Annotated in this window: 9 protein-coding genes; 4 read left to right on the top strand and 5 right to left on the bottom strand. The window is 44.2% G+C overall.

Annotation, left to right across the window (positions count from 1 at the left end; all coding sequences use genetic code 11):
* Positions 1-249: 249 nt before the first annotated feature.
* Positions 250-765, top strand: coding sequence for a nucleotidyltransferase family protein (locus tag NST25_RS01770; protein WP_076124758.1), 516 nt, complete (start codon positions 250-252; stop codon positions 763-765).
* A gap of 75 nt (positions 766-840) precedes the next feature.
* Here NST25_RS01770 and NST25_RS01765 read toward each other — a convergent pair whose 3' ends face one another.
* Positions 841-2,355: a methyl-accepting chemotaxis protein gene (locus NST25_RS01765; protein WP_076185612.1), complete on the bottom strand. Its 1,515-nt coding sequence runs from the start codon at positions 2,353-2,355 to the stop codon at positions 841-843.
* Between the two features lie 234 nt (positions 2,356-2,589).
* On the opposite strand from NST25_RS01765, the gene NST25_RS01760 reads away from it, so the two are divergent.
* Positions 2,590-3,684 (top strand): GGDEF domain-containing protein, encoded by a 1,095-nt coding sequence (locus NST25_RS01760; RefSeq protein WP_076124680.1) that lies wholly within the window; start codon positions 2,590-2,592, stop codon positions 3,682-3,684.
* 118 nt (positions 3,685-3,802) lie between these two features.
* Here NST25_RS01760 and NST25_RS01755 read toward each other — a convergent pair whose 3' ends face one another.
* A complete protein-coding gene (locus NST25_RS01755; RefSeq protein ID WP_076275967.1) occupies positions 3,803-6,925 on the bottom strand; it encodes an EAL domain-containing protein in 3,123 nt (1,040 codons plus the stop codon).
* 305 nt (positions 6,926-7,230) lie between these two features.
* Between NST25_RS01755 and NST25_RS01750 the strand changes: the two genes are divergently transcribed.
* Together NST25_RS01750 and NST25_RS01745 are read left to right on the top strand one after the other, a co-directional pair.
* A complete protein-coding gene (locus NST25_RS01750) occupies positions 7,231-7,374 on the top strand; it encodes a hypothetical protein (protein WP_167348483.1) in 144 nt (47 codons plus the stop codon).
* Positions 7,375-7,549: 175 nt separating this feature from the next.
* Positions 7,550-9,832, top strand: coding sequence for a TPM domain-containing protein (locus NST25_RS01745; RefSeq protein WP_340393238.1), 2,283 nt, complete (start codon positions 7,550-7,552; stop codon positions 9,830-9,832).
* Positions 9,833-9,925: 93 nt separating this feature from the next.
* Here NST25_RS01745 and NST25_RS01740 read toward each other — a convergent pair whose 3' ends face one another.
* The 3 genes from NST25_RS01740 to NST25_RS01730 all read right to left on the bottom strand — a co-directional run bounded on the left by NST25_RS01740 (position 9,926) and on the right by NST25_RS01730 (position 14,085).
* The gene (locus tag NST25_RS01740) at positions 9,926-11,542 is read right to left on the bottom strand and encodes an ATP-binding protein (protein WP_076185603.1); all 1,617 of its coding nucleotides are present in this window, start codon (positions 11,540-11,542) and stop codon (positions 9,926-9,928) included.
* Positions 11,543-11,734: 192 nt separating this feature from the next.
* Positions 11,735-12,523 (bottom strand): formate/nitrite transporter family protein, encoded by a 789-nt coding sequence (locus tag NST25_RS01735; protein WP_076124688.1) that lies wholly within the window; start codon positions 12,521-12,523, stop codon positions 11,735-11,737.
* 461 nt (positions 12,524-12,984) lie between these two features.
* Positions 12,985-14,085 (bottom strand): toxic anion resistance protein, encoded by a 1,101-nt coding sequence (locus tag NST25_RS01730; RefSeq protein ID WP_036687432.1) that lies wholly within the window; start codon positions 14,083-14,085, stop codon positions 12,985-12,987.
* Positions 14,086-14,088: the final 3 nt, after the last annotated feature.

Raw genomic sequence — 14,088 nt, 5'->3', positions numbered from 1 at the left:
AGCTCTTTCCAACAATTGCAGTAATATAGTAAACGTATATTGCACGGTCACCGCCTCCAAAGGTCTCGATGTCGATTCATTATAAAGATAGTTCATGCCTCTGTCCATTCAGCCTGTCCCTTTATACCTCTATTGAAACTCTTGTTGTATGATATTAACAGATTGGAAGCATGAATATTCGGAGGTGGCAGTTTGCACAAGATAGAACACGAGGCAGATATCATTCAGCTTGTACATAATGACCCCTGGATGATGGATATTTTAGAAAATGCCAGATCGCTACAGTTACCTGACTGGTGGGTTTGTGCTGGGTTTGTACGTTCAAAAATCTGGGATACCTTACATGGCTTTGAAGAGCGGACCCCTTTGCCAGATATTGATGTTATTTATTATGACGGCAGCAATCTTCATGAGGAAGTGGAAAAGCAATGGGAGGCAAAACTAAGAAATTTAAATCCCCATGTGCCATGGTCCGTTAAGAATGAAGCAAGAATGCATACCATTAACAACCTTGCGCCCTATACGTCATCTGTAGATGCCATCTCCAAGTTTCCGGAAACAGCTACAGCGCTTGGGCTTTCCTTAGATGAATACGGTAAGGTTATCCTAACCGCTCCGCATGGGATTGCAGATGTTATTAATGTAGTGTTACGGGCTACCCCTCATTTCAACAATAATCCGAACTTACTCCCTATTTATGAAAAACGAATTGCACAAAAAAACTGGCAGGCAACGTGGAAGCAATTGCAGGTCAGCGCTACCTAAAGCTAAGTTGTGTTAGCATCGGAATAAAAAAGACAGCAAGCCTCTGCTACAGAAGGGCTTGCTGCTGTTGTTTTATTACACCGCTAAATCAATACCAACCACGCCTACTACATCTCCCTGACGATTCCGGATTGCTCTAGATAATGTAATACAAGAACGTTTCGTAATCGCGGATACATAAGGTTTAGAGACATATTCACCCTCATTCACGGCCCCATTCCACCAATCACGCCGCTTAGCATTCAACAGGCCAGCCGCTGGCTCGGAGTAGATAAAGGTTCCATCCGTCCGATTGGACCAAATGGCTTGTACATCTGGAATTTTCTTAATGTAAGCGTTCAAAATACCTTGATGAACTTCAGTATCTGGAGCGTAAAGTTCTTCCTTGGCGGAAATCGTCTCCAAGAGACTCTGCATTTCCTGAAGCCGGGCTGCATATTGGCTCATCTCAATTTCCGCTCTGCCCGCAATGCTAGTAACCGATTGCTGCAAGGATTGCGACTCCGCTAACAGATTGGCGCTGACTTCGTTCAGCTGCCCAATTTGGTTCCGCTGCCGTGTCACCTGCTCCAGCGTAAGGTCTACATTGGCAATCGTCTCATTCACGATAGCCACCGCACCGCTCAGCTCCGTTGTCACTTCTACAATCAGCTTGCCCTGCTTCGCGGCAGCATCGATTGTTTCCGTCACGGCGCTGCCTACTTCATCTACTCTCGACGCGATATCATCGAGTCGAAGCTTAACCGTGCCGACCTCGTTCACCCCACGCTCCACTGAGACTTGCTCTTTCGTAACGGATTCCAGCACCTGCTGTACTCCATTATTAATGTCAAGCAAGATGCCTGAGGAGCGGTCTACCGAGCTCTTGCTTTGATCAGCCAGCTGCCGAATCCGGCTGGCCACTACTGCAAATCCGCGGCCCTGTTCACCGGCCCGGGCCGCTTCAATAGAAGCATTCAGCGCGAGCAACGAGGTCTCATTCACAATGGAGTTAATCAATGTATTGATCTCCTCTACCATCGCAATATGATTACTCAGGGTAGTAAACTTAGCTAACATGTCCCCACTCTGTGTTTGCAGATCCTTCATCACCACATCTGCAATGCTCAGGGAATCTACCATTGCTGTCATTCCTTGCCGAGCATATTGCATATTCGAGCCTAGTTTTTCCGTCAATTCTTCGATATGTGCTGTAACTGAGGCTACACCGCCCATCGTCTGATAGGCCCCTTCAATATTGGCTTTAGCTTCATTGCTGCGAATCCTTAAATCCGTTTCATACGCGTGTGAATAATCTGCTGTCTGCTGCAGCTGCTCTGTATGGCGGCTGATTTCTTCAAGCGCACCATGCAGCCGATCCGAGGTAACTACAATCTCATTGCCAAGAAGCTCCACTTTGTTCTGTGACTCCTTCAGCAGCGCTTCTTTGCGATAACCGTAGCGGGATGTATTCAGCGAGAACCATCCTAGAGAACCCATAAGCAGAATAATCACCAGCTTATGCATCCAGAGCATATCAATCAATAAGCTGTACACACTGACAAGAAGCAACAGGACGACTACGAAAATCTGGTTTCGACGGATCTGCATCTTTACTTCCACTCCACTCGATTGATGTTATGTATTCTAACATTATATCAGCAGAGTTAATTAAAGGAAATACTTTCTATAGTATTCCTTTTCGATCAATCATTCCCCGGGCCAGGCAATCTCCCCTTATAAAGATGCTTGTTGATCTCCCGCTTCCAAGAAAGCCATCAAGAGGAAACCTGAGCTTATTGTCGAATATATAAGCATATTGCCACTGGAAAAGAGGATCACATTATGCGCGCCACACCTCAAACTCCTCGTCAGACCTATTGGAATCGTGTGCTTCTCAATTCATTCTGGATCATCCTGATTGTGTATTTAAGTATTCAGTTCATTGTTTCTCTATCCTTATGGAGCCAGCGTCCGGAAACCCCAACCAGGAACGATTATATTGAGCACTCGTTGATTTCTGATTCCATCATAGTGAGTTTGATCATTATTCTAGAAGTAATCTATAGATGGAGGCCTCTGTGGGCCCAACTCGCCATTACGGTTGCAAGCCATCTATTTGCGGTTTTGATTATCGTCAATCTCAGCGATGAGTTGCATGTTAAATCATTAATTATGCTGTTCCCGCTACTAGTCTCGATGATCTATCTGAAGAGCAGTTATATGATAGCCACTTCTGCTATTTCTCTACTGTACACGATCATTTTATTCACCAAGACATCCATTCACGAGTACTTCCCGATCACCCAAACAATCATTATCGCTCTTATTTTTGCAGGCACTGCTTTGGCAGGTTTTGCAGTAATCGTTCGTGGACGTGATTTGATGCAATCCCTGCAGAACTCCGTCAAGTCAGAACAGGAATTACGCATTCAGAATATAATCATGGATCGTCTATCTAAGATAGATCCCCTGACTGATCTGTATAATCACAAGACTTTTCACGAATATTTGGGTTGGCTAATCGAGCATCAGCAGAGTAATCCATTCTCCATGCAGCTTGCCGTTATGGATATCGATAATTTCAAAAAAGTAAATGATTGCTATGGACACTCCGTTGGAGATATCGTATTACAAAAAGTCGCAGCGATCCTGCTCGAGTATATCGGTCCTGATGATTTCGCCGCGCGGTACGGGGGCGAGGAATTCATTGTCATTCTGACAACCAAAACCTTTGAGCAATCCTATGAAATCATGCAACAGATTCTAGCCAAAGTCGCCGATACCCCTTTTGCCGAAATGGAAGGGAAAAGCATAACCGTCAGTATCGGGATGCATGATTACACAGGTGCAGACTCCAAAAATTCTACTTTTCAGCAGGCTGATGATGCACTTTACGAAGCTAAAAACACCGGGAAGAACAAAATTGTCATCAGCTAGTGACAAGCTCCACAGACACTGTTTATCTGTCGGAGCTTGTTTTTTTTGCAAAGCCTTAATTTCAGAAGCATTTCATACCAAAAACCCCCACCTTGAGATGAGGGCTGTGTATCCACTGCTATATTCCGTAACGCTTCTGCGGTTCCAAAAGCTCCACCACTTCCTGCTTCGGAACAGGTCTGCTAACCAGATATCCCTGTACCTTATCGCAGCCCGATTTTCTGAGGAAATCCAGCTGGCTGATCTCTTCCACTCCCTCCGCAACGACCTCCAGCCCCATATTGTGGCCCAGCTGTATAATGGTCTGCACAAAAGACTGGCTGTAAGCTTTTTCCGAAAGCGAATCGATAAAGGTTTTATCCATTTTAAGCGTAGAAATCGGCAATTGCTGCAAATAACTAAGAGATGAGTATCCCGTTCCGAAATCATCCAGCGCAATACGAATGCCTTGGGATTTGAGGAATTGAAGCTTATTCACGATACTCTCAAACGATTCCATAAAAATAGACTCGGTGATTTCCAGTTCAAGACAACTAGGCTTTAGCCCACTTTCAGCGAGACTTTCCTGCACCATCTCGACGAAATCATCCTGCAATAGTTGAATAATGGAAATGTTAACTGATATCTTGTAAGGAATGCCCATACGATCTTGAATGCCCTTCATAAAGATGCACGATTCCCTAAGCACCCATTCTCCAATATAAATAATCAGCCTGGAATCCTCGGCGATTTTGATAAAGGAAAGTGGAGATACAAAGCCCAGCGTTGGACTATTCCAGCGAATTAAAGCCTCAAAACCAGAGATTAATCCAGACTGGATATCCACCTGCGGTTGATAATATAACTCAAACTCATTATTATTCATGGCACTGCGCAAATGTTTCTCTATATTCATCCGTTCATTAAACGCAGTATGCATGGATTTGTCATATACCACATAAGTCCCCTTGCCATCCTCTTTTGCCCGGTACATAGCGACATCCGCATTTTTCAAGATTTGCTCGGTGGTCTCCCCATCTTCCGGATAAAAGGAAATTCCAATGCTTACGGAAACGTACAAATAACTCTCTCCGATTAAAAAGGACTGCCTGAACGCTCTCATGATACGCTCCGCCAGGTCTAGCACATCCTCGTGGTTTTCTATATCCTTAATAAAAATCACGAATTCATCCCCGCCGAGCCGAGAGAGCATATCTCCTTCCCGCACCACCGACTGCAGCCTTTTGCTAGCCTTCTGAATAAGAACATCACCGGATTTATGCCCTAAGGTATCATTGATGTATTTAAAATTATCGGTATCTACGAACAACAGCGCCGCCTTGCCTCCTGAACATTGCAGATATTTCTCCATAGATTCCAGTAGACATACACGGTTGGGTAGATTACTAAGCTCATCCACATAAGCTAGACGATGCATGTGTTTTTGATTCTCCACCAGCATATCGTATTGCTCTACAAGCTCCTGCTGTGTGGCTGTAAGCTGTTCATAGGTTGCCTCAAGCTCCTGATAACTGTTGCTCAGCTTTAGCTCTACCTGCTTCCGCTTACTAATATCAATCAGCGAACCGATAAATAACACAACTTCATTCTTTGGATCAACGATAGCTTTACCACTTACCTCAAACCAGACGAACTGATTATCTTTGGTCCGCATGCGGTATTCCGTCTCGTAGATAGGTGTTAAACCTGCCAGATGATCATGTCTTGCCTTTTGGGATGATGGCTGGTCATCGGGATGAATAATACTAAGCACCCCATTTTCGAAAGAATTGATTTCATCCTCCGTATAGCCCATGAGCTTGTACCAGCGATCCGATAGATTATACAGTCCTGTCTCCCAATCAAGCTCCCACATGTATGCACCAGAACCCTCTGTCGCGAGACTGAACCGTCGTTCACCTACTTGCAGCTTAGCAAATTGCTCCTGTAGCTCGACCTCTGTCGCTGACAGCTCTTCGTAAGTAGCTTCCAGTTCCTCATAACTTTGCTGAAGCCTTAGCTCATTTTGTTTGCGCTCATCGATATCCACTCCTACAAGCACAAAAATATCAGCTGCCTGCTTATCCAATCCTTTCAACAAGGTGGTCCGAAATGAAAAATACCGCGCTGCTGGCGAATTGTCCGGAAGTTTATGCTCGATATTATCAACATAGTCAAGCTGTACGGCCCTTTCCAGCAGATTCCGAATAGCCGCCGTACTGCCTGTCAGCCCCTCTATATCCTCAATGTTTTTGCCCACTACTTCATTCTCGCATAGGCCCGTCATTCGCTCAGCGTAATTGTTAAACCGAACTACCTTTTTATCCGCCTGCACAGCCCAAACTACCATACCGCTATGCTCTATTACATCCTCAAAAAATTGCTGTTCCGAATAAACCGCCCGCCGTAAGTGATTAATATACATTTTTAGCAAAACCGCACTAATGATCAGAAGGCCGAGCAGAATAATGGCTCCCACAATAAATCTATTGCGCATCATAACTTTATAATAATCCGAATGAACGAAGAAATAGTGCTGATACAGCTCTTCAAAAGCACCTGAACGATGCAGGCGATCCAATCTCTCGTTAACATAAGTCACTAGCTCCGGAGAGGATTTACTTATTGCAAAAGCGACATCCCTAGGGTAGAGATTGCTCATTTTTTTGATAATACTCCCCTTCAATTTCTGCTCTGCAATCAGATAATCAATCACTTCCTGATTCTCAAATAGAAGGTCGATTTCCCCATTTTCTAAAGCCTTCAAAGCTTCAGGAGTCGTTGCATATTCTATGTAATTTGTAATCCCCACCTTGCTGTTCAGCACGGTTGCAGAATACTGCCCATTCCCTAACCCAATCTTATAACTTCCCAACGTCTTTAAATCGATCTCATCCTCAAGCTCTCGCCTTGCATAGATGGAAATATAATTCTTAATAACTGGATCTGAAAATAACACCTCTTGGTTACGCGACTCCGTAATTGCCATAAGACCTGCTATCTCAATATCTCCTTGAATCAGCCGACTGTATACTTCATCCCATTGCCCAGTACTGTAGTGAATAAGGTAATCCTGCTTCTCAAAAATCATCGTGCTCAAATTAATATCAAACCCGGTCAAATACCCATTTTCTACATATTTATAAGGTGGATATTCCAGTTCTACTTGGTACCTTATATCCTCTCTTTCGGCGTGAGCGGCTGTAGGAGGTACGAGCAAAAGCAGAAAAATAATCAGAAGCAACATTGTGCACCGCTTCATTGCCCAATTCCCCTTTTTGCTAAAATTTAGAATTTAAAGCATTATTCTAAAAAGTGTTCGACAAAATATGGTAAGATTCCTGCTAATTCTTTCCTAAAACCACACATTATACGCAAATCCCCATCTTTCGATGGACTCTTTTATTTGTAAATGATAAAAGTTACGAAGTCTTGATTTTTATATTGCTTTTTACATAGAAAATGTGGATAATAGCAATAACGATAAACGATGATAATGATTATCATTATTATAAGCGTTAATAATTTCAATTTACTATATTTAAGTTAAAAGGAGACTGATCACCCATGAACGTTACCTCTACCCGAACAACATTACAGGTTGACGATTATCTGGATCTGCTCAATCTTGCCGTTAAAGTTGGAGATTTGAAATGGCAAAAAGAAATTAAATCCAGATTGCAATACATCCTCTGTCTGCCGACAAGATAATGCTTCCGAGTATACGCCGTGTTCCCTTATTTGGGGGCATGGCTTTTTTTGTTGGTATGCAGACATAACTATATAATAATTGGAGTATCTCCAGGTCACCTGATGGTTAATGATATAGTATAATTATCAGCATAATATATTGAATAAAAAGTCCTTCAGATCGGAGCGTGTCAGCTTGAAAAAGTATATAGCTTTATTCTTAATGCTCAGCCTGTTATGGGTACCTGGTGCATACGCCGCTGGAATTCCTGCACAGCAGGGATTTGTTACCGATAACGCTGAAATGTTCAGTTCCGCAGAAGCCGCGTCTATTTCTGCTACCGCTACTGGAGAACTCATGACCATCCATGTACTCACTGTAGATTCCACAGACGGTACTCCAGCTGATAAGTATGCAGACAAGGTTTACGACTCGTGGAAACTGTCCACGCGGGATCTTCTACTGCTGATCTCCGCTGGTGACCAGTCCATTGAGCTAAATTTCTTAAATCCAGGCTTTCAAAGCTCGTTAAATACTTGGTCTAAGAATCAGGGAGGGTCCTCGGGAAGTTCAGCCATCCAAAAACTGCTCGACACCTATTTCATTCCTTATGCCAAAAAAGGGGACTTCGCTGGCGGGACAAAGGCTTTGATTAATGCCATCCATTCCATCGGAGATCGTGCCGGCAATACTGGAGGAACCGCAGGAAGCGGGAGCGCAGCCGGGGTCGGGAATGATGTAAACCGCTCCAGCAGCTCCATGTTTATGATTGCAGCGATTCTTATCGGAGCCCTTCTAACCCTCCTTCTACTCTTTGTAATGGTTACAGGTCTGCGTCGACGCAAGCAGCTTAGCGAGCAACAGAAACAGTTATCTAATTTAATGGTCCAGGCAAATCGGGCACTGGAATCGCTAAACCCTTTTCAAGGGATCGTTCAAGGGAAGACGGGAGAGCTAGTCGAAGGTATTTCCAAGCGACTGTCCGCCAAGCTCGTTGAAATCTCCGCACTACAAAGTGAAGGTCAAGGCGTTCAGCCAGCATTTTATCGTTTGGCTGCCCTCAAGACAGCCGTGAAACAATTGCAGCAGACCGAAGCTGCCTTCCGCACAGCGCTTGAAGAGGAAGAGAAACACATTGCTGTCATTAGCGAAGCTGACCGCAATGTCAAACAGCGTATTACAGAGCTGAAAGAGGATACGCCAGAGCTTGAAGAACAGCTGCAAGGTGCAGTTAAAGAAACCGGGTATGAGCTTCAAGAAATTGTAGAGGAACTTAAAGAGCTTGCGGAGGAAACTGCTAAGGCAGACCAATTGGAGCTTTTTGATCCCATTGCTGCACAAGAGGTTACCGAGGATGCACAGGAACGTCAGGAAAAAATCGAACAGGATCTGAAGGATGTTGATCTCTATGATGATAAGCTAAACAAATTTCCTACGGTATTAGCTGCGGCACGTGCCAAAATCACCGGGATCATTGAACAGAATTCACTGCATAATATGAAGGTTAAGCCATATGACCACCTAGAGCAGGCCCGCGTAGAATCGTTGACACTTGAAGCGCCGCTGCGTATAGGAGATATGGATGAGGTGCGCAGAATCGGCGCCAGTCTAGATCTGCTTCTGGATGAAGCTGTTGCTATGACAGAGCAGCAAGCACTGCTGCGGCAGAATAACCGCAGAGATCTAGAGACATTCCGCACCACATGGAGCCACTTGAAGCAGCGGCGAGACGAGCTGCAGGCCCGAATTACAGAAGCACGTGTACATTTCGAAGAACAGCATATAGTTAGCGTAGAGAACATTCTGACGGAGTGGAGCACACGTCTTCGGGAAGGTGCAGGTGAAGTGGCACAAATTGAGAACTGGACCAGTGATGAACGGGGCGAATATGACAAGGCCCACGATGCGCTGGAGCGCTTGCTGTCCTTGCAGGATGAAGCTGGCCGGCAATATGACGGCGTCTCTGAAAGTCTAAATGCATTAAATGAAAGACTGGATAAAGTACAACGTCTCTTCTCCGAAGGACAAAGCCGGGTAGAGACGACCCAGCGAATGCTGCACAGCAGAGGCTTGTCTTCCAGAATCCGCTTTGAGTTATCCCTACTGCCGGAATATAGCCAGTTGGAGCAACGGCTGTCATCCCGGCCTTACAATCTAGAGGAACTGGAATCGATTGGCCGCGCTTATGACGCTCAGATCACTTCCTTTGTGAATGAAGCGAACCGAATCGTTCGCCAAAAAGAAGAGGAAGAACGGCTTGCCCAGCTAGCCATGATGAGAGAGCAACAGCGGCGTGCGCAAGCCCGTAAACGGATGTCCTCTGGTCCTCCTTCTTCAGGCGGATTCGGTGGGGGACGTTCCTCCGGCGGCTCTTCCTGGGGTGGTGGCGGCAGTGGCGGCAAATCCTCCGGTGGTTCTTCCTGGGGCGGTGGCGGCGGCAAATCCGGTGGAAATTCATCGGGTGGCTCTAAGTGGTAATTCCTCACCATTAGATGCAAATGGATATACAAAAAGACTCTTTCGCTTATATGGGCGAAAGAGTCTTTTTAATTATGAATTATTATTGCTGTTTCATTTGTGGTATGAATGTGCCATCGGAAGATAAATTGTAACGGCCGTGCCCACTCCCTCTTCACTAGCTATTGCCACATATCCTCTGTGGGCAGTCACGATTTTTTTGACAATCATGAAGCCAAGTCCATTCCCATCGCCTCTAGTCGTGTGAAAAGGCTCTCCTAATTTCTCCAGAACTTCCTTGTTCATCCCCTCTCCATTATCGGTGAAGGTAATCACCTGAAATTCATCCTTCACATCAAGAGTCACTGTAATGCTCCCACCAAAAGGCAAAGCTTCCATTGAATTTCTTAGGATATTGAGGAAAATCTGCTTAATCTGATTGCGGTCACATTCGATCTCAGCATCATAATGGATCTTTGTATTTAACGCTATATTATTCATCTCCACCTGAATCGCGAAGATATTCAATACTTCCAGCAGGATCGTACTACATTGTTCAGTCATATAATGCGCAGCCTGCGGTTTACCCAGAATAAGAAACTCGCTCACAATAAGATTCATTCTTTCCACTTCTGACATAATGAGATCATAATGCAACAGACGTGAATCTTTATTAGCCAGTTGAAGCATCCCTTTCACAGTAGTCAGAGGATTGCGGATCTCATGTGCAATGCTCATAGCCAGTTGTCCTGCGACCACTAGCTTTTCTGTATTGCGCAGCACTTCTTCCGTTCTTTTCATCTCCGTGATGTTGCGCAAACTTCCAATCACACGCGCTAAGTAACCATTCCCATCGTAAACGGGTAGTACATCTAACATATAATGCTCGAACAACCCGTTTTTCTCCTGAATCACTTCTAACCCGGCACATGCGACATGATGTATGATGACATGTTGAAAGTATGCACCCACATTCCTAATTTCAAAGACACTAGTTCCAACAACAGACTCTTGATGCTCACCACCCAAATGAAGCATAGCTAAACCGTTCTCATTTATATTCACGACTGTTCCGAATTGATCTGTTATGATTACCCCTAAGTAATTGGTCTCTAGCAAAATCCGATTTAATAATTGCAGCTGAGAATTCCCTCTCCGCAACAAAATCTCACGTTCAATCGAGTCAGCCATCGTACAGAGCAGAGGCAGCAAATGGGGATGGGCTACATCTATATCTGCCATAAATGAAATTGTACCTAAAATTTCTTGCCCATTTTCTTTATAAAATGGAGCTGTACAGCATACTAAATGATGCAAAATATGATGGAAATGGTCTCGTCCTGTCAGCTGGAATGGCCTCTGATATTCAAGGGCTAAAGCGATTGAATTGGTACCCACCTCTTTATTCATCTGCACGCCTTCTTTGATGCCTACCTGTCCTACGAGATCTATAATCGTCGCATCTCCTTGGAACGCCAATAGATAACCTGCATCATCCGAAATCGTAACTAGGATCGGGTTCCCTTTGACTGAGGAAAGAAATTTTTTGACAAAAAATTCGATAACCTCAATCACTTCACTATATGCGCTAAGCTGTGCCCCCAATTCATCAGTAGAATATCCCTTTGCAAAGACAGGCGGTTGCTCAGGATCAATTCCTTGGTCAATACAATGCTGATTGGAAGCCTTAATAATGGTCTCATCCGTCAGTATCCCTGTTGTCTCATCCAAAGCCCTTACCCCATTCTGTATGAATCTTCAATTTTGCATTGCATAATTATGTATTCTACCTCTCTTCCTCTAATCCTTTTCAATCCTTAAAAATCAAATAATCCCAATGTTAAAAAATAACTTTCTGCACAAAAAAACTCCACCCCTATAAAAGAGCGAAGTTTTGGAGGATTACTATTTTCTATTTTTCTGTTAATGCTTAGTGTCATCCAAAAAAGGTTTATTCACATAATAATACATTACCCCCATCAGTACGCCACCGCCAATTAAATTGCCGATCGTAACGGGGACAAGGTTATGCACCACGCCATACCACGATACCGTTCCGGGATGATCAAGTACAAGCGCAATCGCAAAGGTACACATATTGGCAATACTATGTTCATAACCGGAGATGAAAAAACAGAATACGAATAAGACCATGGCGAACATTTTGGCCCCATCGCCTTTCATATTCATCGGTATAAAAAAAGCCATACAAACGAGCCAGTTACAAAGAATGGCCCGAAAGAAAAGCTGACCTGCCGGGGCTTCCATCTTATGCTCCACTACATATAGCAAAAAACCGTTTACATCTGAGCTATAGAACAGTCCTGTCAAAAAAATCAGCAAGGCAAAAACGGCAGCCCCAAGAATATTACCGATATAACTCATGATCCACATGCGGACAACCTCAGACCATTTCATTTTCCGTCTTAGTGCCGTGTATGTGTAATAAAAAGTATCTCCGGTGAATAAATCCCCACCACCAAAAGAAATTAGAATAATAGCCGCTCCGAAAGTAATCGCAGCCATTGGATATGCAAAGGGGGATTGCTCCATAAAGAAATAGTTGCCTGTCTTAAATGCTACAATTACACCGAATCCGATAAACATACTGGCCAGCATGGCTCTGGCAATATAGCGCATTACGCTTTGCCGGAATATCTTCTGTTTCTTAAGTGCTAATTGTTCAACCTGAAGCAGTGCCTCGTTCTCCATGTGACCTCCTTAGGGATTTTGGTATTTCCAGCTGATTATGGGCTAATCGACAGCCTTGCGTTATTATACCCAATAACCCGCTGGAAATTACTTGAACCAACTCGCGGCAAAAAATCCCTGAATACTTACGGGGAAGCGAAGCTACCTCTTGCTAATTGTCTTCATTCATTTTAGCAATGGCTTCTGCTTTTTCACTGCTGGCGACGATGATAAGCACGAGTATCAAACAGCCTAAAACCATAGCCTATCCCCACTTCCTCCACATGTAGTCTTGTGACAACTTATGTATGTGGATAGGGCTTTATGTTTGGCTACAGCAAACTTCATTTGATTAGATCACGTTTACGCCTATGCAGTAGTTGAAGCAAGCTACTTCATATCCAAAAAAAAGCAGAGCAGCGAACCCCCAGAAATGAAGGCTCACTGCTCTGCTATATTTTTACGGACTTTTTTTAAAACAATTAGTTCAAGAAGCTGCTCAGTTGGCTCTCTGCTTCACCTTGTTTCAGCGCCTCAGGCTTGTCCGCTTCATTGAGTCCTAGACGATTGCCCAGTTGGGTATTGATCGTCGTCATTTTGGATGTATAATCCTGGCAGCTTTCGATAATACGACGGTTTGACTGTTCCGAAGTATCCAATGCGCTAAGCAGATCGCCGATCGCTTGATTCACGGCTTCCATAGACATGGAAGGTTTGGATAGAAGCTCGGTGGTTTTTTCTGTAGTCGTACGCAGCAAGCGTGCATTTTCTTTAAACTGATCTTCAATCGTCTTATTTGTTGCTTCTACAGCGTTGATAACATTCTCCTGATCGGCCAGCGACATCGCAATCATTGCCGACACTGTAATCAGATTAGAAGTTTTATCAATCGCATTATTTACGGAATCGATCAGTTTATCATTATTGTCATTGATGATATCTGTAGCAGCAATCGCTTGATTGTAGAGCAGAATCATCTCTGTCATGGACTGAATACGAACCATCACTTTACGCAGACCACGCTCCAGATAAGCTTTACGGAACTCATTCTCAGGCTTTGCAATCTCCACCTCGAACAGCTCTTTTAGCTTATTGCCGAAGGCAATTTTGGTTTGAAGGTTATAGATCTCCTCCATAGAGGTACGTTTCAGCTGGCGCATATTTACAATACTCTCTTCGAGGGTATCTCTGCCGTCGCGTAGACCAGTAACAATCGCATCAATATTCGTGCGGACAGACTGATATTTGTACACATAGTTCTTCATCGGACTCTTCCGCAGCATTTTGCCGAAAAAGCTAACATTCTTACTCTGTTGCAGATTTTCACACTCATTCCGCAGCTTCATAATCATGTTAGGCACTTCAACACGCTTACCGGACATCAGGTCATTTACCGGACGATCCAGCAGCTTGAGCGTTTGGCCTGCTTTTTCCTGCGTCTTCACCCCAAGCTTCCCAATATCATCCATTAAAGAATCCAACGTGACTGTATCTGTCTGAGATACCTTCTCGATCAATTGTGCGGCTTCTTCGACTACCTTTTGTTCATCTTCTTTTTTTAATTGGATCAACTGCGTGGACATGGG

Source organism: Paenibacillus sp. FSL E2-0190, from assembly GCF_037992965.1.
Classification (GTDB): domain Bacteria; phylum Bacillota; class Bacilli; order Paenibacillales; family Paenibacillaceae; genus Paenibacillus_AQ; species Paenibacillus_AQ odorifer.
The sequence above is the reverse complement of the archived record's forward strand: the minus strand, read 5'-3'. Positions and strand labels throughout refer to the sequence as shown.